18 protein-coding genes and 2 tRNA genes are annotated in these 20,250 nt (G+C 62.6%); 15 read left to right on the forward strand and 5 right to left on the reverse strand.

The annotated features are described in order from the left end of the window. Positions 1–110 precede the first annotated feature (110 nt). The 5 genes from HMPREF2678_RS00385 (at position 111) to HMPREF2678_RS00405 (ending at position 6,324) form a co-directional block, all read left to right on the forward strand. Positions 111–2,357, forward strand: coding sequence for a bifunctional copper resistance protein CopD/cytochrome c oxidase assembly protein (locus HMPREF2678_RS00385; RefSeq protein ID WP_070550492.1), 2,247 nt, complete (start codon positions 111–113; stop codon positions 2,355–2,357). A gap of 183 nt (positions 2,358–2,540) precedes the next feature. Further along, entirely contained in the window at positions 2,541–3,053 is a 513-nt protein-coding gene (locus tag HMPREF2678_RS00390; protein WP_034966890.1) for a single-stranded DNA-binding protein, read from the forward strand. Positions 3,054–3,184: 131 nt separating this feature from the next. Next, a complete protein-coding gene (gene ettA / locus HMPREF2678_RS00395; protein WP_070550493.1) occupies positions 3,185–4,855 on the forward strand; it encodes an energy-dependent translational throttle protein EttA in 1,671 nt (556 codons plus the stop codon). Between the two features lie 179 nt (positions 4,856–5,034). Then, positions 5,035–5,517, forward strand: a complete 483-nt coding sequence (locus HMPREF2678_RS00400; protein ID WP_034966901.1) for an acyl-CoA thioesterase — start codon at positions 5,035–5,037, stop codon at positions 5,515–5,517. 75 nt (positions 5,518–5,592) lie between these two features. Continuing rightward, positions 5,593–6,324 carry a DUF8185 domain-containing protein gene (locus HMPREF2678_RS00405; protein ID WP_070550494.1) on the forward strand — a complete coding sequence of 244 codons (732 nt, stop codon included), beginning with the start codon at positions 5,593–5,595 and terminating at the stop codon, positions 6,322–6,324. 54 nt (positions 6,325–6,378) lie between these two features. On the opposite strand, the gene HMPREF2678_RS00410 is transcribed toward HMPREF2678_RS00405, so the two are convergent. The 3 genes from HMPREF2678_RS00410 to pepN form a co-directional block, all read right to left on the reverse strand. Then, positions 6,379–7,173: a TSUP family transporter gene (locus HMPREF2678_RS00410; protein ID WP_070550495.1), complete on the reverse strand. Its 795-nt coding sequence runs from the start codon at positions 7,171–7,173 to the stop codon at positions 6,379–6,381. A gap of 2 nt (positions 7,174–7,175) precedes the next feature. Then, entirely contained in the window at positions 7,176–7,565 is a 390-nt protein-coding gene (locus HMPREF2678_RS00415; RefSeq protein WP_080720073.1) for a globin, read from the reverse strand. 82 nt (positions 7,566–7,647) lie between these two features. Continuing rightward, the gene (gene pepN, locus HMPREF2678_RS00420; RefSeq protein WP_070550496.1) at positions 7,648–10,359 is read right to left on the reverse strand and encodes an aminopeptidase N; all 2,712 of its coding nucleotides are present in this window, start codon (positions 10,357–10,359) and stop codon (positions 7,648–7,650) included. Positions 10,360–10,419: 60 nt separating this feature from the next. Between pepN and HMPREF2678_RS00425 the strand changes: the two genes are divergently transcribed. Both HMPREF2678_RS00425 and HMPREF2678_RS00430 read left to right on the forward strand, forming a co-directional pair. Further along, a complete protein-coding gene (locus HMPREF2678_RS00425) occupies positions 10,420–11,064 on the forward strand; it encodes a mycothiol-dependent nitroreductase Rv2466c family protein (RefSeq protein WP_034966916.1) in 645 nt (214 codons plus the stop codon). A 55-nt stretch (positions 11,065–11,119) separates the two neighbouring features. Further along, positions 11,120–11,593 (forward strand): ribose-5-phosphate isomerase, encoded by a 474-nt coding sequence (locus HMPREF2678_RS00430; RefSeq protein ID WP_034966920.1) that lies wholly within the window; start codon positions 11,120–11,122, stop codon positions 11,591–11,593. Between the two features lie 14 nt (positions 11,594–11,607). Here the strand turns inward: HMPREF2678_RS00430 and HMPREF2678_RS00435 are convergent, their stop codons facing one another. Then, entirely contained in the window at positions 11,608–11,841 is a 234-nt protein-coding gene (locus HMPREF2678_RS00435) for a hypothetical protein (RefSeq protein ID WP_070550497.1), read from the reverse strand. Between the two features lie 171 nt (positions 11,842–12,012). Between HMPREF2678_RS00435 and HMPREF2678_RS00440 the strand changes: the two genes are divergently transcribed. From HMPREF2678_RS00440 to clpX, 6 genes are all read left to right on the forward strand, one after another. Continuing rightward, positions 12,013–12,087: transfer RNA gene (locus HMPREF2678_RS00440), tRNA-Gly, on the forward strand. 166 nt (positions 12,088–12,253) lie between these two features. Further along, positions 12,254–12,327: transfer RNA gene (locus HMPREF2678_RS00445), tRNA-Pro, on the forward strand. A gap of 253 nt (positions 12,328–12,580) precedes the next feature. Beyond that, positions 12,581–14,194 carry a trigger factor gene (gene tig, locus HMPREF2678_RS00450; RefSeq protein ID WP_070550498.1) on the forward strand — a complete coding sequence of 538 codons (1,614 nt, stop codon included), beginning with the start codon at positions 12,581–12,583 and terminating at the stop codon, positions 14,192–14,194. A gap of 200 nt (positions 14,195–14,394) precedes the next feature. Continuing rightward, on the forward strand, positions 14,395–14,961 hold the full coding sequence (locus HMPREF2678_RS00455; protein ID WP_011273208.1) for an ATP-dependent Clp protease proteolytic subunit: 567 nt from the start codon (positions 14,395–14,397) through the stop codon (positions 14,959–14,961). A gap of 3 nt (positions 14,962–14,964) precedes the next feature. Further along, on the forward strand, positions 14,965–15,594 hold the full coding sequence (locus HMPREF2678_RS00460; protein WP_005296507.1) for an ATP-dependent Clp protease proteolytic subunit: 630 nt from the start codon (positions 14,965–14,967) through the stop codon (positions 15,592–15,594). A 128-nt stretch (positions 15,595–15,722) separates the two neighbouring features. Next, the gene (gene clpX / locus HMPREF2678_RS00465) at positions 15,723–16,997 is read left to right on the forward strand and encodes an ATP-dependent Clp protease ATP-binding subunit ClpX (RefSeq protein ID WP_034966930.1); all 1,275 of its coding nucleotides are present in this window, start codon (positions 15,723–15,725) and stop codon (positions 16,995–16,997) included. On the opposite strand, the gene HMPREF2678_RS00470 is transcribed toward clpX, so the two are convergent. Continuing rightward, the gene (locus HMPREF2678_RS00470; protein ID WP_230580269.1) at positions 16,994–17,803 is read right to left on the reverse strand and encodes a hypothetical protein; all 810 of its coding nucleotides are present in this window, start codon (positions 17,801–17,803) and stop codon (positions 16,994–16,996) included. The genes clpX and HMPREF2678_RS00470 overlap by 4 nt on opposite strands. 210 nt (positions 17,804–18,013) lie before the next feature. Between HMPREF2678_RS00470 and HMPREF2678_RS00475 the strand changes: the two genes are divergently transcribed. Both HMPREF2678_RS00475 and HMPREF2678_RS00480 read left to right on the forward strand, forming a co-directional pair. Then, complete coding sequence (locus HMPREF2678_RS00475; protein WP_034966939.1) at positions 18,014–19,006, forward strand: malate dehydrogenase; 993 nt, start codon at positions 18,014–18,016, stop codon at positions 19,004–19,006. A gap of 113 nt (positions 19,007–19,119) precedes the next feature. Beyond that, complete coding sequence (locus tag HMPREF2678_RS00480; RefSeq protein ID WP_237744337.1) at positions 19,120–20,208, forward strand: alpha/beta hydrolase; 1,089 nt, start codon at positions 19,120–19,122, stop codon at positions 20,206–20,208. Positions 20,209–20,250: the final 42 nt, after the last annotated feature.

The raw sequence follows: 20,250 nt of genomic DNA on the forward strand, positions 1-20,250 counted from the left end.
AAGCGTTACACCACACTAAGGGACGCAACCACCAAGCCGCCGCTGTGGCGCAAGCGACATCACAAAAACGCGAGTTCACCCTGTCCGGAGCGCAAGGTAATGTTCCAAACATGTCCTCCCCGGCAGATCAGGAAGCTAAGCAAGCAGCGCAAGCCAAGCGCGCCGAGGCGCAGCGGGCGGAAACCGCAGCCAAGCCCGCGCAGGCGGAAGCGCAAGCCCCGTCCCAGCCCGCGAAGCTGGGCAACCCCGGCCTCGTGTACCTCATCGGCGCAATCGTAGCCGGGTGTTTCGGCGCGGCCATCGGCTACTCTTTCCTCGGCGAATCGCTCGCCCTGCTGGGCATCCCAGACCCCGGCCCGCTGACCACTGTCGGCCTGCCCTTCGTCCGCGGCACGGCGATCTTCATCGGCTGCCTCGGCCTCGGTGGGTTCCTGATGTCCGCCTTCGGCACACCTGCGGATAAACAGGGCTACCTCACACTCGACGGTTTCCGCGCCGCCCGCACCGGCACCTGGGGAATGATCGGTTTCGCACTCCTGTCGATCCTGCTGATCCCCATGTACATGTCGGACATCTCCGGCAGCCCCCTCCAAGAGGCGCTGAAGCCCAAGTACTGGGGGATTGCGCTGGATCAGGTGTCGGCGTCCAAATCCTGGCTCTGGGTCGCCATCTTCGCGGGCGTGGCCGGTGTGCTGTCGCTGCTTACACGCAAGTGGATCTGGCAGCCTTTCTTCCTGGCGCTATCGATCCTTTCGCTGGTTCCGCTGGCGCTGGAGGGGCACTCCGCGGCGGGCGGTAACCACGACTACGGTGTGAACTCGCTGCTCTGGCACATCATCTGCGTATCGCTGTGGGTGGGTGGCCTGCTGGCCCTGCTGGCGCACGCAAAACGCCGCGGCCCGCACCTGGCCCTCATCGTGCAGCGCTACAGCTTCCTGGCTCTGTTCTGCATCATCGCCGTCGCGCTGTCCGGATTCATCAACGCCCTACTGCGCGTACACCTGGACGAGCTATTTACCACCCAATACGGCCTGGTCATCGTATCGAAGATGGTGATGACCCTGATCCTCGGCTGGTTCGGCTGGGTGCAGCGCACCCACATCATCCCCAAACTCCAAGACGGCGAAGGCGAAGGCGGCAAAACCACCAGCGCCCAACGCGCACCCTTCATCCGCTTCGCCACCCTGGAAATCTTCATCATGGCCGCCACCATCGGCATCGCCGTGTCGCTGGGGCGCATTCCGCCGCCCATCGAGCAGGTCGTGAACCTCACCCAGCAGGACGTCCTGCTGGGCTACACCCTCACCGAACCGCCGACGATCTGGCGCTACTTCACCATGTTCCGCCTGGACCTCGTTTTCGGCGTGGGCGCAATCATCCTGCAGGCCGGCTACATGTGGGCCTGGCTAAGCATCAAGAAGCGCGGCATCGAATGGCCCATCCAGCGCCTCATCTGGTGGAGCGTCGGCAACCTCACCCTCCTGTTCGCCACCAGCTCCGGCCTGGGCATGTACTCCATGGCGATGTTCGGTCCGCACATGCTGCAGCATGTCATCCTCTCCATGGCCGTGCCCGTGTTCTGGGTCCTTGGCGGCCCTATGACTCTGCTACTGCGCGCCCTGCCCGCCGCCGGTCGCAATGGCGTTGCTGGCCCGCGCGAATGGTTGGTCGTATTCATCAACAACCCCGTCTCGCGCTTCCTGACGAACCCTATCGTCGCTGGTACACAGTTCGTTGTCGGTTTCTATTACCTCTATCTGTCGCCGCTTTTTGACGCCATCGCGCCCGAGCACGCCGGGCACCTGTTTATGATGCTGCACTTCATCATCTCGGGATACATCTTCTATTGGGTGATTATCGGCGTGGATGCCGCACCGCGGAACCTCTCGCCGTTCATCAAGATGCTGACCCTGTTCGCGATGGTGACCTTCCACGCATGGTTCGGTATCGCGATGATGCAGATCTCCGAGCCGCTGAACGCGGAATTCTACAGCCAGCTGGACTTCCCCTTCCCAGTGGATCTGGACCACCAGCAATTCCTGGGCGGCGGCATCACGTGGGGCCTGGGCGAGATCCCGCTACTGATTGTCTCCATCGCCCACGGCTTCCAATGGCTACGGTCCGACCGGCGCGAGGCCAAGCGCTTCGACCGCAAGGAAGAGCGCACTGGCGACGAAGAGCTGGCTGCCTACAACGCCATGCTGGCTGGACTATCCAGCGGGCAGATCGATACTGGCAACCGTGCCTACTACGGCGATGACTACCACGACCAGGACGTTCAGAGCACGCTGCACTCTGCAAAGCACAAGGCTCAGCAAAAGGCCAAATACAGGCAAGAGCACAACAAGCCGGACTAACGCACACCCAGCCGCGAGCTGTCAACCCCCTTCTTTGCAGCCTGTGGATAAGTGCCTTTGATGGGCGGAGTTGTCCACAGGGCGGCGTCCCGAAGAAAAAGAAAGACCCCGAAACGCGCTAACAATAAAGCCACGCGCCGGGGAACAAGCTTCGGTGCGACAACTAGGAAGGGGACAAGTCGGATGAGCAACAATCTGGCGCAGGCATATCTGGTGGGGAACGCGGTTGATCACCCGCAGATTCGGATTAAGGGGCTAGACGGTGGGCCGACTCTCACCACGTTCCGCGTGGCGATGAACCACCGCTACCAAGGGGCGGATGGACAGTGGCAAGACGGCGACCCGTGCTACATGGAAGTGCAGTGCTGGGGCGCGCTCGGGGATAACGTCTGCGCGACGGTATGTAAGGGAATGTCCGTGATCGTCGTCGGGCGCATCGTGCAGAGCACCTGGGAGGCCAACGGAGAAGACGGCAAGTCCGTGACCCGCAGTGTGCTGCGCGTGCGGGCAACCCACGTGGGGCCGGACCTGGGAGCTCGCAATGTATTGGTGAATGTCCGCAAGGCGGTGGAACAAAACGCGGCCAAGAACGCCGAACAAGAGGTCACCAAGGAAGCCGCTAAGGAACTTATGGGAGTTGGTGCGGCCACCACCGGCATGGAGGAACGGGAAGGAGAGGAGAAAACTCCTTTCTAAGCGTTTGGCAGCGTAGCTGACCTGGGCTGCTCGGAGGAGTAGCCCAGGTAGGCCTTTCCGCGGTGGCACCACGTACACTGGGTGGGCGAATACATTGGGACACTAACCACGAAAGGTCAGAAGAGTTCACCGTGGGCGAGTTCATTTACACCATGAAGAACGTGCGCAAGGCGCACGGCGAGAAGGTCATTCTGGATAACGTCACGATGGCGTTCTACCCCGGCGCCAAGATCGGCGTAGTGGGGCCGAATGGTGCAGGTAAATCCTCCATCCTGAAGATCATGGCGGGCATCGATCAGCCCTCCAACGGCGAGGCATTCCTGGACCCTGGCGCGACCGTCGGCATCCTGCTGCAGGAGCCGCCGCTGAACGAGGAAAAGACCGTTCGCCAGAACGTCGAAGAGGGCATGGGTGAGATCTTCGAGATCCGCCAGCGCTACGAAGAGATCGCCGAAGAAATGGCCACCAACTACACCGATGAGTTGATGGAAGAGATGACGACTCTGCAGGAGCAGATCGACGCGGCGGATGCGTGGGAACTGGATTCCAAGATCGAGCAGGCGATGGACGCGTTGCGCTGCCCGCCGGCGGACGATCCCGTGACCAACCTGTCCGGTGGTGAGCGCCGCCGCGTGGCGCTGGCGAAGCTGCTGCTTTCCGAGCCGGACCTGCTGCTACTGGACGAGCCTACTAACCACCTGGACGCCGAGTCTGTCCTGTGGCTGGAGCAGCACCTGAAGGACTACAAGGGTGCCGTCCTGGCCGTCACCCACGACCGCTACTTCCTGGACCACGTCGCAGGCTGGATCTGTGAGGTCGACCGCGGCAAGCTGTACCCCTACGAGGGCAACTACTCCACCTACCTGGAGACCAAGGCCAAGCGCCTGGAGGTCGCCGGTAAGAAGGATGCGAAGCTGCAGAAGCGACTGAAGGAAGAGCTGCAGTGGGTTCGCTCCGGCGCGAAGGCTCGCCAGGCGAAGAACAAGGCCCGCCTGCAGCGCTACGAAGAGATGGCTGCGGAGGCAGAGCAGTACAAGAAGCTCGACTTCGAAGAGATCCAGATCCCGACCCCGCCGCGCCTGGGTAACCAGGTTGTCGAGGTTACGAACCTGAACAAGGGATTCGACGGCCGGACCCTGATCAAGGACCTGTCGTTCACCCTGCCGCGCAACGGCATTGTGGGCGTCATCGGCCCGAACGGTGTGGGTAAGACCACCTTGTTTAAGACCATCGTTGGCCTGGAAGAGCCGGATTCCGGCGAGGTGAAGGTCGGCTCCACCGTGCAGCTGAGCTACGTGGACCAGAACCGCGAGAACATCGACCCGGAGCAGACGGTGTGGCAGGTCGTTTCCGATGGCCTGGACTACATCCACGTCGGCCAGAACGAAATGCCATCCCGCGCGTACCTGTCCGCGTTCGGCTTCAAGGGGCCGGACCAGCAGAAGCCGTCCAAGGTGCTGTCCGGTGGTGAGCGAAACCGCCTGAACCTGGCGCTGACGCTGAAGCAGGGCGGCAACCTGATCCTGCTGGATGAGCCTACTAACGACCTGGACGTTGAGACCCTGTCTTCCCTGGAGAACGCTCTGCAGCAGTTCCCGGGCTGTGCGGTGGTCATTTCGCACGACCGCTGGTTCCTGGACCGCACCTGCACCCACATCCTGGCCTGGGAGGGCAACGTCGCCGAGGGCCAGTGGTACTGGTTCGAGGGCAACTTCGAGGACTACGAGAAGAACAAGGTCGATCGCCTTGGCCCGGAGGCTGCACGTCCGCACCGCGTGACGCACCGCAAGCTGACCCGCTAGTCGCCGAAGCGCGTTAGCGCAGCACGCGGCGCAGGCTAACTAACTGGCCTGCGCCGCGTTTCTCGCTTCAAACCGTGTACCTACGTGAACCTGTGTGAATGGTGTGGCAATATAGGTTCGTAAAACAAAAGTAACGCGCGGGGTTTAACTGCGCGGAGTTAAACGAGGTTCCACACGCAATGCCCTTCATCGAATACGAGGCCACCGGGACTCGCTGGCACACCTGCCACCGCGAGCTCCGCTGGTCCGACTTCGACCAATACCAACACGTCAACAACGCCAAGTACCTGGAGTTTGGCCAGGACGCACGGATGGTGTTCCTCAAAGACGTGCTGATGGAAATGGACATTGCTGTCCCCCCGATGTTCGCCCGCCACACCACCATCGACTACCCGTTCCCCCTGTCGCCGGGGGAATCGGAGGTAGCCGTGGCCTCCTACTTCATCGACGTGGGGCGCAAATCCTGCACCATGCGCCAGGTCATTCAAGATTCTGTTGGGCGCGTGACCTGCACCATTGATGCCGTCATGGTGGGCATCGACGTAATGACGGGGAAGTCCCGCGAGTGGAACGACCAGGACATCAACAACATCAACATGTTCCTGATCCCCGCGGACCACGATGTGGTCACCGACCGCGCCACCACGGCCGCGCGTTTCTAAGTCGCCCGGACTCTGACCTGCAAGCGCTTAGCCCGCGCGGGCTTAAACTTTGGGGAGGGCTAAGGTGGGGGAACTATGGGCGTCACAATCGATTTACAGGGAATAGTTGATTCGCGATCCGCGACTGCGGCGGTGAGCGCCATGCGGCGTGCGGGGGCAGTGATGAAGCGCGCGCTGGTGATGGATCCGGGTGCGCTCGTGCGCCTGAGCGCTGTGGGCGAGCGGTCGACGGATCTTTTCATATCGACGCCACTAGGCTGCGTGGCTTCCGTGCGAGTACCAGGGAAGGTAGGCGGCGCCGCTGCGAATAGTAGCGCAAGTGCCGGTGCGGTGGCCTACGCCAGCGAAGCACTGGGAGCGATCGTCGGCTTCGAACCCGGCCAGCAGACCCTCGACTTGGGAGCGGACATGGACCTGATGTGGGTCGGTTCGCTGCCGCCACAGCAAGGCTTCGAGCTGATCGACACAGTACCGGGCGACGTGCTGCGCGGCCTGCACGCGGACATGGCCACGGAGAACGAGGCGAACTCGGGCCCCATGGGCATCGCGCGCAGCTTGCTGGAGCAGCAGATGTTGACGGTGCAGCGCACGGAATCTAGTGACGCCACCGCCTCCGTCGCACTGGAGGGGCGAACCATCGCGGCACTCGGCGGCCTGCGGCTGGTTCCAGAGCCAGGGGAGAAGCTGCGGGATTATGATTATGTGCGCGTGAGTGCCAGCGGGTCGTGGATCCGGGTGGATGCGTTGGTTGGCAGCGTGTATGCACCGCGCCCCGGTGGGCTGGCGCGGGTGCCCGGGCCACGCTAGAGGCTTTTTGGGGGCGGGGGCCAGGGCCTTTGCACGTGGGGTGCTGTGAGTGGATTAGGCGCTGGCGTACATGTCGTAGCCCAATTTGGTGCTCATGACGACAACAACGACGAGCAGCGCGATGCGGACAAAACCGGTTCCCTTGGAAAGTACCAGGCGTGCCCCTACCTGTGCTCCGGCCACATTGAAGACCGCTAGGCCGAGGCCCAGCGGCCAAAGAACGTGACCGCCGATGGCAAACACTGTCAGGGCGCCCAGGTTCGTGGCGATGTTGATGATCTTCGCCAGCGCGGCGGATTCCACGAAAGACCTGCTAAGAAGTGCGGTGAATACGATGATGAGGAACGTGCCCGTGCCTGGCCCAAAGAAGCCGTCGTAGGTGGCGATGGCTCCCACCGCGAAGAGCGCGATGAGCCACCGGCGGCGACTCTGTGCCGGTGCGCGCTGGGGAGTGCCGAAGCTGGGTTTAAGGGCGACATAGGTGCCAACGGCTAGCAAGAGGAAGATCACCAGAGGGCGCAAAACCTCTGTGCTGAGCGCCGCTACTAGCAGCGCGCCCGAGGCTGCGCAGACGAATGCGAGCGGAACCCCATAGGCCACCAGCTTGCGGTCGATCTTTTGGCGAATATCAGAGGATCGGAGCATGCGCGCGGCAGCCGAAGAGGTTCCAAAAACCGCCGCGAGTTTGTTCGTCGCCATCGCCGAGGCTTCGGGGGTCGCGGGGGCGACGATCAAGATCAGGGGAATGAGGACCAGGCCACCGCCACCGACGATGGCATCAATCAAACCTGCGACGAAGGATCCCACTGCGAGGATCGAAAACGTCTCGGCGGAAAGCTCTGCTAACACGTTTAGTCCTGGTCAGGAACGTTGACCAGCATGTGCGCGACCCGTTCCATGTGATCCCACATGGCTGCGCGGTGCTCGTCGGGGAGTTGTTCGCTATCGACAGTTGCCATAGCGTTGCCCATGAGCTCTAGCCAGCGGTCGCGGGCGGCCGTATCGATGCGGAAGGGGGCGTGGCGCATCCGCAGGCGCGGGTGGCCGCGCCGGGCGTTGAACTCCGCGGGGCCGCCCCAGTACTGCACCAGGAACCAGCGCAGGCGATCTTCGGCGCCTTCGAAGTCCTGTTCCGGGTACATCGGTGCGAGGATATCGTCGGTGCGAACCTGTCGATAGAACTCGTGCACGATGGCGCGGAATGTGTCCTCGCCGACAGCGTCGTAGAAGCTAGAAGTCATGCTTCAACCTTAACTGTTCCGCGATAGCGGGCGGGGCGGGATGGGCGCAGCCCCCGCCTGCCATTAGGGCGCAGCCCCGCGGCTACTTGCCCGCCGCGTCGACAGCTCGGGCGTCGAAAGCGCGGGCGGCCTTGGCTCGTGCCACGCGGTCGCGACCTTCGCAGAGCACGCGACGCAGACCGCTCGGGGTGTCCTCCGCCTTCACGAGGTTAGCGATGGCGGCATCCGTGGCGTCGCTGTGATCCCAGGTGGGGTAGATGCCCTCCAGGGTGCGCAGAGCCATCTCTGAGTTCAGGGACTTCCACCACTCCACGGCATGGGCAGCGTAATCGGCGCTGAACTGCTGCAACAGGTCGGCGTGGCCGACGTGCACCAGTCCAGCGTTGCGGTGGCGCAGGCTCAGGTTGCTCTGCTGCGGCGCCTCCACGGTCAGGGAGTGCCAGACCTGCTGCTTGGTCTGCTCATCCGGCACGGAGGAACGCGCCTGCAACGCCAGCGCCGCACCGCTGGAGGACTTGTCCTTAGCCTCCTCGGCAGCGATGCGCTCCTCGACCTGCTCGGAGGAATCTCCGGTGGCGCGGGCCGCAGCCGTCAGCGCGATGATGATCGCCCAGCGCAGATCCTGGTCCACGTCGAGGCCCGGGATCGCCTCGGCGCCGTCGCCAGCCTCACCCAGCAGCGCACGCAGCACCTCCGCCGACTCGGCAGAGTGCACGCACCCCACGAACGCGCGGATGAAAGCCAGCTGGGCCGGGCCGCTGGTCTTGCGGGCAGCAGCCAGGAAGGCCTCCCGCAGCTGCGCCCAGCCCTCGTCCGCCCACTCCGGGTCGGCGTAGTTCGCAGCCGCCGAGCGCGCCTGGGCCAGGATCTGCTCCAGCACTGCCAGCTCGGTTTCCTCGGCAGCGCCCCCGGCGACCAAGCCGATGAAGTCGCGCGCCCGCATCTGCGCGTTGCGCGTCATCTGCCAGGTCGCGGACCACACCAGGGCGCGCGCCATCGGGTCGGTGATGCGCGCGATGTTGGGCACGCCGGTTCCGGCCCCGTCGCTACCTGCGCCACCAATCGCCGTAGCCAGGGACCCCTCGTCCAGCGCCATATTGCCGTAGGCCAGGTCGTCGTCGTTGACCAGCACCAGGTCGCCAGCGGGCACGCCCACCAGCTCGGGAACCTCGGTTCGCTCGCCGGAAACATCCAATTCCACGCGCTTGGTGCGCTGCAGCGCACCACCGTCAAAGCTGTACACGCCCACGGCAATGCGGTGGGTGCGCGTTTCGCCCGCGCCGGGCTGTGCGCCAGACTGCTCCACGGCGAAGGAACTATAGGCACCGTCCGTCGCCTCGAACACCGGGGTCAGCGTATTGATGCCCGTCGTGCGCAACCACTGATCCGACCAGTCCGACAGGTCGCGGCCCGAGGCTTTCTCCAGCGCACCCAGCAGGTCCGCGAACGTCGCGTTGCCCCAGGCGTGTTCGGCGAAGTGTGCGCGGATGCCCGCGAAGAATTCCTCCAGCCCCACGTAGGCCGCCAGCTGCTTCAGCACGCTCGCGCCCTTGGCGTAGGTGATGCCGTCGAAGTTCGCCTCCACCGTCTCGATATCGCCCGCGTCAGAGAACACCGGGTGGGTCGAGGACAACTGGTCCTGCGCATACGCCCATGCCTTCTCCTTGCTGTTGAACGTCACCCATGCCGTGTCGTACTTCGTCGCCCCCGCCTGGCTCATGGCCGCCGACCAGGTGGCGAAGGATTCGTTCAGCCACAGGTCGTCCCACCACTTCATCGTCACCAGGTCGCCGAACCACATGTGCGCCAGCTCGTGCAGGATCGTGTCCGCGCGGCGTTCGTACTGGTAGTGGCTGGCTGCGGAGCGGAAGATGTATTCGTCCCGGATCGTCACCGCACCCGCGTTCTCCATGGCACCCATGTTGTACTCCGGGCAGAAAATTTGATCGTACTTGTAGAACGGGTAGCCGATGCCGAACTTATCCGCGTAGTAGTCGAAGCCCTGCTTGGTTACCTCGAACAGCTCGTCGGAATCCAGGTACTCCGCCAGCGACTGGCGGCAATACAGCGCCAGCGGCACGCGCATTTCGCCACTGGTCTGCAGGTTCTTGCCCAAAGGATTGTCGGCCAGCGCTTCCGCGGTCTCGGGGTGCTCGGTTATCGTGCCGCGCCATTCGTCGCGCACCACGTGCCACGGGCCTACGCAGAACGCAATGAGGTAGGTCGACAGCAGGTAGTCCACGGTCGCACTGTGCTTTTTCTTATTGACGCCCGCAGCCTCCGCCACGGAAACCTCATTGTTCGTCACCACGGTCCACTCGGTGGGCGTGGTGAGCTCAACGTCATAAGTCGCCTTGATGTCCGGCTGGTCGAAGCAGGCAAAGACCCGCTTGGCGTCCGCCGTCTCGAACTGGGTGTACATGTAGGCCTGGTCATCGCTGGGATCGAAGAAGCGGTGCAGACCCTGACCCGTGGTGGAGTACGGAATCTCCGCCTCCACCAGCAGCTCGTGCTGGCCACTAGACAGGTCGTTCAGCGGAATGCCCGTAGTGGCGTCATAAGTAAAGTCCCCAAGTGCCGCGCCATCGAGCTCCACCCGCAACAGCGAGTCCGCGCGCAGATCCAAGAAAGTAGACCCGGCGCCGGACGTGAAGGTGATGCGGGTCAGCGAGCGGAAGAGCTTGTTGTCGGGCTGCTCGCCGCCGGAAAGATCCAGCTGGATGGAGTAATGAACATCGCTGATGAGGTTGGCGCGATGCTCAGCCTCGGTACGGGTTAGGTTGATGGAAGTCATGCAGACCACCCTAGTAGGAGCGCCGGACAGGGGAGCCGCGCGATGGTTAGAGTGGGGGACATGACTGAACCACAGAAGCAGACCGTAACCATGTTCTTCGACGCTATCTGCCCCTTCGCCTGGGTAACCAGCCGCTGGCTGATGGAGGTGCAGGAGGTGCGCGACGTAGAGGTGAAGTTCCAGCCGATGAGCCTTTCCGTGCTGAACGAGGGTCGCGACCTGGATCCCGCCTACCGCGAGAAGATGGACGCCGCGTGGGCGCCGGCGCGCGTAGCAACCGCAATCTGGCAGGAACACCCGGAGAAGCTCTCCGCCTGGTACACCGCGATGGGCACCAAGATCCACAACGAGCAGCGCGCGGATGCCACCGATCCGCACGGCTACGACGAGCTGATCGCTGAGTCCCTGGAAGAGGTCGAGCTGCCCGCCGACCTGGCGAAGGTTGGCCACCTGGCTGCAGACGACGAGGGCTCCTACGAGGCGCAGCTGCGCGAATCGCAGGACAAGGCGATCGAGCTGGTGGGTGACGAGGTCGGCACCCCGGTCGTGCAGCTGGGCGACGTGGCCTTCTTTGGGCCGGTCATTACCCGCATCCCGCGTGGGGAAGAGGCCGGCAAGATGTTCGATGCCTCCGTGACCCTGGCGGCGAACCCGCACTTCTTCGAGCTGAAGCGCTCCCGCACCGAAGCGCCGGTAGCGGAGTAGAAGATGCCCGCGGGATAGCTCCCGCGCGCCCCCGGCGACCGGCTAGACTGGCACCATGCGTATTTACCTAGGTGCAGATCATGCCGGTTTCGAGATGAAGAACGTGATCAAGGATCACTTGAGCTCCAAGGGCTTCGAAGTTGTGGACTGCGGCGCCCACACCTACGACGCGGACGATGACTACCCGGCTTTCTGCATTGCAGCAGCCAAGTCCGTCGTAGAGGACGAGGGCTCGCTGGGCATCGTGCTCGGCGGCTCCGGCAACGGCGAGCAGATCGCCGCGAACAAGGTTCCGGGCGCGCGCTGTGCGCTGGCGTGGTCCGTGGAGACCGCGAAGCTGGCCCGTGAACACAACAACGCCCAGCTGATTGGGCTGGGCGGTCGTATGCACTCCGAGGAGGAGGCGCTGGCAATTGTTGATGCTTTCGTTTCCCAGCCGTGGTCGGAGGCGGAACGCCACCAGCGCCGTATCGACATTCTGGCGGAGTACGAGCGCACGGGCGAGGCCCCTGCGCTGCCGGAAAACTAGGTTTTCTTGGTTCTTTAGTTCGCGGTGGTGCTCGACGCGTTCGATGCGCCATCGCGCTTTTCTTGCCACTCCTTGACCACGTTGGAATCCCACAGAGTCAGCCCGTGATATTTGGTCACCGGGCGAGGTGCACGGCCGCGTCCCGCGTAGCTCGTGAAGGTGCCACGGGCGGTACCGGAAAACTCGGCGCATTGTGCTGCAGTCCAGAGTTCCGTGCCGGTTTTCTTGTCCACGATGATTGGTTCCATGACACTAGAATCTACCGCTAAAGATGGGCTCCCTCAATGCGATACGCAGATTCGCTACACCTGCATACCCCCGCAAGAACGCAGGTTAATAGTGGTTTAGTGGAGGGATTTTGCTGGACACTGGGGGTTATGGTGTAACATCACTGGACGTAGCAGAAGCTAGCTGCTTATGGGAATGTCGTATAGTGGCTAATACCTCAGCCTTCCAAGCTGAAGACGCGGGTTCGATTCCCGTCATTCCCTCCACTTTTTCGAGGCAGCTCCTCTGGTCGCGATCGTTCGCGAAACCGGGGGAGCTGCCGTTTTGTATTTAGCGGTCTGCTGCCAGTAGAGTAGCGTTCGCAGCTTCCGTGTACCTTGCGTTCGGCGCTTGGCGTTCGGCGTTTGGGTTAAATGTGCGGAGTATGCGGCTCGGGATATGGCGCAGTTTGGTAGCGCACTCGCTTTGGGAGCGAGGGGTCGCAGGTTCAAATCCTGTTATCCCGACATTTTTTATTTTGTCGCTTTTTTAGTGACGCCACCCTGCGGGGTCGCTTCCTTTTGGCGATGAAGTGGGGGTTTGCGGTCTGAACCGCCGGGGGAATCCAAGGCCTGTTGGTGGCGGTTGAGTTCCGAAACCTGACCCCCGCGTGATGTGCCCGGCGATGGTTCTATAAAATTGAGCACCGACCGTACAAGCGCTGCGCGACGAACGATGACCGCGGTGCATGAAGCTATCAATACACAGGAGTGTGCATTCGTGAAGAGCTCTGTAGAAAATCTGAGCACCACCCGCACCAAGCTCACGATTGAGGTCCCTTTCGAGGAGCTTAAGCCAGAGTTCGATAAGGCTTACAAGTCTCTTGCGCAGCAGGTAAACATGCCTGGCTTCCGTAAGGGCAAGGTTCCGGCGAAGATTCTGGAAGCCCGCCTGGGTCGCGGAGTTGTTCTGGATCAGGTTATTAACGAGATGCTGCCTTCTCGCTACAGCCAGGCTGTAGAGGAGAACGACATCAAGGCTCTCGGCCAGCCGGAGATCGAGATCGCGGAGCTGGAGGATGGCAAGCACATTACCTTCACCGCTGAGGTTGACGTCCGCCCGGAGATCGAGGTTCCGGACTTCTCTGACATCTCCGTTGAGGTTGCACCGCTGAAGGCTGACGATGAGGCCATCGACGCGGAGCTGAAGAACCTGCAGGCTCGCTTCGGCACCCTGAAGCCGGCTGACCGCGCAGTGAAGAAGGGCGACTTCGTCTCCATCGACCTGTCCGCCACCATCGACGACGAGGCTGTCGACGAGGCCACCACCGAGGGCCTGTCCCACGAAGTTGGCAACGATTCCCTGATCGAGGGTCTGGATGACGCTCTGATCGGCATGAAGGAAGGCGAGGAGTCCACCTTCACCTCCAAGCTGGTTGCCGGCGAGCACGCTGACGAGGAGGCTGAGGTTACCGTCAAGCTCGGTTCCGTCAAGGAGCGCGAGCTGCCTGAGCTGGACGATGACTTCGCTCAGCTGGCCAGCGAGTTTGACACCCTGGACGAGCTGAAGGAATCCCTGAAGGGCCAGGTCGAGCAGCAGCTGAAGAACACCCAGGCTGGCGAGATCCGCGACAAGGTTCTGGCCGCTGCGCTGGAGAAGACCGAGTTCGACCTCCCTGAGTCCGTTGTCAAGGAGCAGGTCGACGCTCAGATCCAGCAGATCATCCAGCAGTTCGGTGGCGACGAGAAGGTCTTCGAGTCCATGCTGGCTGTCCAGGACATGACTCGCGAGAAGTTCGAAGAGGATGCCCGCAGCTCCGCTGAGGATTCCGTACGCACTCAGCTGTTCCTGGATGCAGTTGCAGATGAGGAAAAGCCGGAGGTTTCCCAGGAAGAGCTGATGGATCACATCGCCTTCACTGCTAACCAGTACGGCATGGATCCGAACCAGTTCATCATGCAGCTGCAGCAGGCCGGTCAGCTGGGCAGCCTGTTCGCGGACGTTCGCCGCGGCAAGGCTCTGGCGCTGAACATCGCCAAGACCTCCGTGAAGGACACCGACGGTGCAGACGTGGATCCGAAGGAGTACTTCGGTGATCCGGAGGCTGATGCCGACAAGGCGGACTCCGCTAAGGAGGACAAGGCTGCAGAGAAGCCGAAGAAGGCTCCGGCTAAGAAGTCCACCAAGTCCACCGCCAAGAAGGCAGCGGCTAAGAAGTCGACCGCCAAGAAGAGCACCACTAAGAAGGCTCCGGCGAAGAAGACTGCGGCGAAGAAGTCCACCAAGTCCACGGCCAAGAAGTCGACCGCCAAGAAGAGCACCACTAAGAAGACTGCGGCTAAGAAGGCCACCAAGTCCTCCGCTAAGAAGGCTGCGGAGAAGAAGGAAGACTAGGAATTCCCTTTTAAGCTTCCGCCCGCCGCCGGAACCTCTCGCTGAGGTTCCGGCGGTTTTCTTTTTGCCTGCCTTTGAGCACGGCTACCGTGCGCTGACAGCGAACAACCCCACCAGAAGGCACGCTTTGTCCGGAGCTGTGACTAGGCTGGGGCGCAGACAAAAGTGAACTTTCGTAATACTTACGGCAAGGAGCGAAGTTGAGTTCGGAAACCCCTAACCATAGAGACTCAGTGTATGAGCGCCTGCTGCGCGAACGCATCATCTTCCTGGGCAGCCAGGTGGATGATGAGATCGCCAACGAACTGTGCGCCCAGATCCTGCTGCTGTCCGCAGAGGATCCGACGCGCGATATCAGCCTCTACATCAACTCTCCCGGTGGTTCTGTCACCGCGGGCATGGCAATCTACGACACGATGAAGTACGCGCCGTGCGACATCGCTACCTACGGGATGGGACTGGCGGCGTCCATGGGGCAGTTCCTGCTTTCCGCAGGCACCAAGGGCAAGCGCTACGCTCTGCCACACGCCCGCATTATGATGCACCAGCCTTCCGCGGGCGTGGGCGGTACCGCTGCCGACATTGCCATCCAGGCAGAACAGTTCGCCTACACCAAGCGTGAGATGGCTGAGCTGATTGCGGAGTTCACCGGCCAGACGGTGGAGCAGATCACCAAGGACTCCGACCGCGACCGCTGGTTCACTGCACAGCAGGCCAAGGAATACGGTTTCGTCGACCACGTCATCACCTCTGCGAAGGAGAGCTAAGACATGTCAGAGATGCAGATGCCAGAAATGCGATACATCCTGCCGTCGTTCGTGGAGCACTCCAGCTACGGCGCGAAGGAATCCAACCCGTACAATAAGCTGTTTGAAGAGCGCATCATCTTCCTGGGTACCCAGGTCGACGACGCTTCCGCCAACGACATCATGGCGCAGCTGCTGGTGCTGGAGGGGCTGGACCCGGACCGGGACATCACGATGTACATCAACTCTCCCGGTGGTTCCTTCACCAGCCTGATGGCCATCTACGACACGATGCAGTACGTCCGCCCCGACGTGCAGACCGTCTGCCTGGGCCAGGCTGCCAGCGCGGCCGCTGTTCTGCTGGCCGCCGGAACCCCCGGCAAGCGTGCCGCTCTGCCGAATGCCCGCGTGCTGATCCATCAGCCCGCTACCGGCGGAGTGCAGGGTCAGGTTTCCGACCTGGAGATCCAGGCTAAGGAGATCGAGCGCATGCGCAAGCTGATGGAGGAGACCCTGGCGCGCCACACTGGCAAGTCCGCCGAGCAGGTGCGCATCGACACCGACCGTGACAAGATCCTGACGGCCGAAGAGGCCAAGGAGTACGGCATCGTCGACCAGGTATTCGACTACCGCAAGCTGTCGGCTCAGAAGTAGAGGGCACGACCCGCGGGGTCGTGGGCCTCCCGGGGAATCCGGTGTGGCGCGGTAGAGTTGTAAGCCTACGAGGGTGCTAACCTAGCTGTCCCGTAACTTCCCCGATCCGAGAAAGCCTGATAACCCGCATGCCTGAAAGCGCAGAGCTCCTGAAGTGCTCTTTCTGTGGAAAGAGCCAGAAGCAGGTCCGCAAGCTGATTGCCGGCCCTGGTGTCTACATTTGCGATGAATGTATCGAGCTTTGTAACGAGATCATCGAAGAGGAACTGCTGGCCGTCGACCCTGCGGAGGGATCGGCCAAGCTGCCGAAGCCTGCCGCCATTGCCGAGTTCCTGGATAACTACGTCATCGGCCAGGACGAGGCCAAGCGCACCCTGGCCGTGGCGGTGTACAACCACTACAAGCGCATCCAGGTTGAGGAATCTAATGCCGCCGCCCGTCGCTCTGACGACGAGGTAGAGCTGGCGAAGTCCAACATTCTTATGCTCGGCCCGACGGGCTCGGGTAAGACGTATCTGGCGCAGTCGCTCGCCCGCATGTTGGACGTACCTTTTGCCATTGCGGACGCCACCAGCTTGACCGAAGCTGGCTACGTCGGTGAAGACGTAGAAAACATCTTGCTGAAGCTTTTGCAGGCAGCTGACTTCGATGTGGCGAAGGCGCAGCGCGGCATCATCTACGTCGACGAGGTGGACAAGATTTCCCGCAAGTCGGAGAACCCGTCCATCACCCGCGACGTCTCCGGCGAGGGCGTGCAGCAGGCGCTGCTGAAGATTCTGGAAGGCACCGTCGCCGCCGTCCCGCCGCAGGGTGGGCGCAAGCACCCGAACCAGGAGTTCATCCAATTCGACACGAAGAATGTGCTGTTCATCGTGGCCGGTGCGTTCGCAGGCCTGGAGAAGGTCATCTCCGAGCGCCGCGGTAAGAAGGGCCTGGGCTTCGGCGCGGAGATCAGCGCGAAGTCTGAGGAGGATCCGAACCCGTTCCAGTTCGTGGAGCCGGAGGACCTGGTGAAGTTCGGCCTGATCCCCGAGCTGATCGGCCGACTGCCGGTGCTGACCCATGTCGGCCACCTGGACGAGGACGCACTGGTGCGGGTTCTGACCGAGCCGAAGAACTCCCTGGTGCGCCAGTACCAGCGCCTATTTGAGATGGACGGCGTGCGGCTGACCTTCGAGGACGAGGCTCTGCGGGAGATTGCCCAGAAGGCCCTGGCGCGCGAAACTGGCGCCCGTGGCCTGCGCTCCATCATGGAGACCCTGCTGCTGCCGACCATGTTCGCCATCCCGGAGGACGAGGAAACTGGGGAAGTCATTATCACCGGCGCATGCGCCCGCGGTGAGGCGGAACCGACCCTGCTGACCCACGAAGAAGTAGCAAAGCGGGATAAGAAGAGCGCCTAGTCGTGATATAGATCGTCGGAGGCCGAGGGGGCGTCACTAACCTCGCTATCCCCATCCCGCGAATCGGCGTAGAGCGACGCGGCGACCGACGAACCGATCACCGACGAGTGTGAAGCGTGAGTGTATGAATTACCCTGCTTCGTTGGCATCGTCGTGGTGAGGAAAGCGATGACCGCGTCGCAGGTGAGGTTGCGCAGGCCGGCCTCGTTGGACGCCTCCCTAGAATCCATGCCATACAGCGCGTGGAACGTGGTGCCCTGGGTGACGGCGAAAGAGCACAGCGCGGTAATCAGGGCATAAGTGTCCTCCGCGGACACACCGTTGCGGAACGCGCCAATGTCGTGGCCACGCATCAGAACACGATCGATGTGCAGCACGACAGGCGAATCCTCCAGCACGCCTACGCGGTGCACCAGCTCCGGGTCGCCCAGAAGATTTTCGGCCACAATCAAGCGCACAGATTCCGGGTGCGTGGCGAAGCGGGTATAGGTAGCGCCGACGAGGTTACGCATCTCGCGGACGGGGGAGCGGTCCATCTCCGGGTTGTCATAGCCGTTCAGCGGCACGGGCCAAATGGAAGAGTGCGCATAACGCAGAGCTTCCTCATAGAGCCGGCTGGGGGAGGCGAGCAGATCGCACGTTGCCGACACGCGGGCAACCCGGGCGATGGTGGCCAAGTGCTGGGAAGTAAAGGCAGCACCGACCCGCACGGCGATGGTCACGGCGGCGTTCATGGCCCGGATGTACTGCTGATCGCTCAGCGCATACCAGGCCGCAGAAGCGGGGAGGTGGGGCTTATTTTGCACCAAAGTAGTTTATCTACCCACCGGGTTAACCTGCAGCGATGTGCAGTAACTGAGGGTGCGATCGGGGGTGGTGGGAAAGGCGAGGAATGGCAAGCTACGCCCTAGGGTGCGGAGCCTGACCTGCCGTGCCATGCAGGTCAACGGGAGGGTCATTACAGTGGGAAGCGGTTTAAAAATAATCTGAGAAACCTGCTTTCAAAGGAGCCCAGCGTGACCACTAACAACCAGAACGCCGTCACCGTCACCGTTACGGGTGCGGGTGGCCAGATTGGCTACTCCCTGCTGTTCCGCATCGCCAAGGGTGAAGTCTTCGGCGACCGGGTGGTGAACCTCCGACTGCTGGAGACCGAGCACGGTGTGCAGGCTGCACGTGGCGTGGCACTGGAGCTGGCCGACTGCGCCTACCCACTGCTGGGCGAGGTCACCATCACCACCGACATCAACGAGGGCTTCAAGGACGCCAACGCGGTGTTCCTGGTCGGTGCGAAGCCGCGCCAGAAGGGCGAGGAGCGCGCCGACCTGCTGGCCGCCAACGGCAAGATCTTCGGCCCCCAGGGCAAAGCCATTGCCGAGCACGCTGCCGACGACGTGCGCGTTATCGTGGTCGGCAACCCGGCAAACACCAACGCCGCGATCGTCGCCGCCCACGCCGAGGGGTTGGATCCCCGCCGCATCACCGCCCTGACTCGCCTGGACCACAACCGCGGCCTGGCTCAGGTGGCGGAGAAGCTGGGCGTGGCTGTCCGCGACCTGAAGAACATGATCGTCTGGGGCAACCACTCCGCCACCCAGTTCCCGGACGTCACGGAGCTGACGCTGAATGGCGAGAAGATCGCCGACAAGCTGGACGCAGCATGGGTGAACGACGAGTTCATCCCGCGCGTAGCTAAGCGCGGCGCGGAGATCATTGAGGTGCGCGGCCGTTCCTCCGCAGCCTCCGCCGCCAACGGCGCGCTGGATCACATGCGCGACTGGGTGAACGGCACTGCCGAGGGCAACTGGGTTTCCGTCGCTCTGCCCTCCGATGGTTCCTATGGGATCCCGGAAGGCCTCGTGTTCTCCTTCCCCTGCCGCTCCGTCAACGGCGAGTGGGAGATCGTGCAGGGACTGGAGATCAGCCCGGCGCAGCAGGAGCGCATCGACGCAAACGTGAAGGAACTGCAGGAGGAAAAGGCAGCGGTCGTGGAAGCTGGCCTGCTGTAACTGAGCCGCTAATTAGCCTTTAACTAGCCGCTAGCAAACCTCTAGTTTTCAACTAGAAACTTTTTTGCCCATACCGCCACCCGGCCACCTGGTCGGGTGCTTTTATGTATGGCATGAACTCACCAACTGAAACCACAGCTCCGATCCACTCCCAGCACCGCCAGCACTCTCTGTTTAATCAGCTGTCCGCCCGCGCCGGGTGGGTATTGCCCAACATTCCCGAAACCCTGCTGCGGGTACTCGGCACTCGCACGAACTCTGACGGCGACAGGCTGGACGCTGACGTTCGCGCCTCCAGCCTGGTCACCGACTTGATGCACCCCGCGGACTATTCCCATCAGCCTGTCGCGGAAACCCGCGCAGTAGTGGAAGACGCTGCCTACATGGCCGGTGGGCGCGTCAGGCCGGTTGGTTCGGTGGTGGAGGAGCAGATCCGCGGCGTGCGGGTGCGCCACTACCGGCCAACCGGTGCTGTGACACCCGACCAGGACCTGCCGACCCTGGTGTACTTCCACGGTGGCGGCTGGGTGGTTGGCTCCCTCGACTCGCACGATTCGACCTGCCGCTGGCTGTGCGAAAGCGCCCGTGTGGCGGTGCTGGCCGTGGATTATCGCTTGGCCCCGGAGCATCCTTTCCCCGCCGCGCCGGATGACTGCTGTGCCGTTGTGGAGGCCGCGATGGCGGGTGAAGTGAGGGGCGTCGATAAGAAAAAGGTGGCCATCGGCGGCGACTCTGCGGGAGGCAACCTGGCCGCCGTGGTGTGCCTGCGCCGGAAGCGGCAAGGGCAGGAGCAGCCGCGGGCTCAGCTGCTATTTGTGCCGGTCACGAACCTCGCGCAGATGGATACGCCTAGCCACAAGGAGTTCGCCAAGGGCTACTTCCTGACCCATGCGCACATGCGGTGGTACCGCGACCAGTACCTCACCGACGAGGCGCAGCGCCAGGATCCGGACGTGTCCCCGCTGCTGGCTGATGATGTGAGTGGGGTCGCTCCGGCATATGTAGCCGTCGCCGGGTTCGATCCTCTGCGTGACGAGGGCGCGGCCTATGCGGACAAGCTGCGCCAGGCAGGGGTTCCTGTTTCTTTCCGACGCCACCCCGGCCTGATCCACCCCTTCGTGAATTCTTCGGGAGTGTGGCATGGTGCCGCGCGGGCGTTGGACGAAGCCGCCGGTGTGCTGCGGGCGGCGCTGGAGATGTAAGCGCGCGAGATGTAGGCGGGGTTGTACAGCTAGTCCGGGCCG

It is taken from the genome of Corynebacterium sp. HMSC058E07 (assembly GCF_001809885.1).
Lineage (GTDB): Bacteria > Actinomycetota > Actinomycetes > Mycobacteriales > Mycobacteriaceae > Corynebacterium > Corynebacterium macclintockiae.

Bases quoted from the DNA above. Each gene is read 5' to 3' on its own strand.
- HMPREF2678_RS00385 (WP_070550492.1), top strand. From the start codon at position 111: ATGTCCTCCCCGGCAGATCAGGAAGCTAAGCAAGCAGCGCAAGCCAAG.
- HMPREF2678_RS00390 (WP_034966890.1), top strand. From the start codon at position 2,541: ATGAGCAACAATCTGGCGCAGGCATATCTGGTGGGGAACGCGGTTGAT.
- HMPREF2678_RS00400 (WP_034966901.1), top strand. From the start codon at position 5,035: ATGCCCTTCATCGAATACGAGGCCACCGGGACTCGCTGGCACACCTGC.
- HMPREF2678_RS00405 (WP_070550494.1), top strand. From the start codon at position 5,593: ATGGGCGTCACAATCGATTTACAGGGAATAGTTGATTCGCGATCCGCG.
- HMPREF2678_RS00415 (WP_080720073.1), bottom strand. From the start codon at position 7,565: ATGACTTCTAGCTTCTACGACGCTGTCGGCGAGGACACATTCCGCGCC.
- pepN (WP_070550496.1), bottom strand. From the start codon at position 10,359: ATGACTTCCATCAACCTAACCCGTACCGAGGCTGAGCATCGCGCCAAC.
- HMPREF2678_RS00425 (WP_034966916.1), top strand. From the start codon at position 10,420: ATGACTGAACCACAGAAGCAGACCGTAACCATGTTCTTCGACGCTATC.
- HMPREF2678_RS00430 (WP_034966920.1), top strand. From the start codon at position 11,120: ATGCGTATTTACCTAGGTGCAGATCATGCCGGTTTCGAGATGAAGAAC.
- HMPREF2678_RS00435 (WP_070550497.1), bottom strand. From the start codon at position 11,841: ATGGAACCAATCATCGTGGACAAGAAAACCGGCACGGAACTCTGGACT.
- HMPREF2678_RS00460 (WP_005296507.1), top strand. From the start codon at position 14,965: ATGTCAGAGATGCAGATGCCAGAAATGCGATACATCCTGCCGTCGTTC.
- clpX (WP_034966930.1), top strand. From the start codon at position 15,723: ATGCCTGAAAGCGCAGAGCTCCTGAAGTGCTCTTTCTGTGGAAAGAGC.
- HMPREF2678_RS00480 (WP_237744337.1), top strand. From the start codon at position 19,120: ATGAACTCACCAACTGAAACCACAGCTCCGATCCACTCCCAGCACCGC.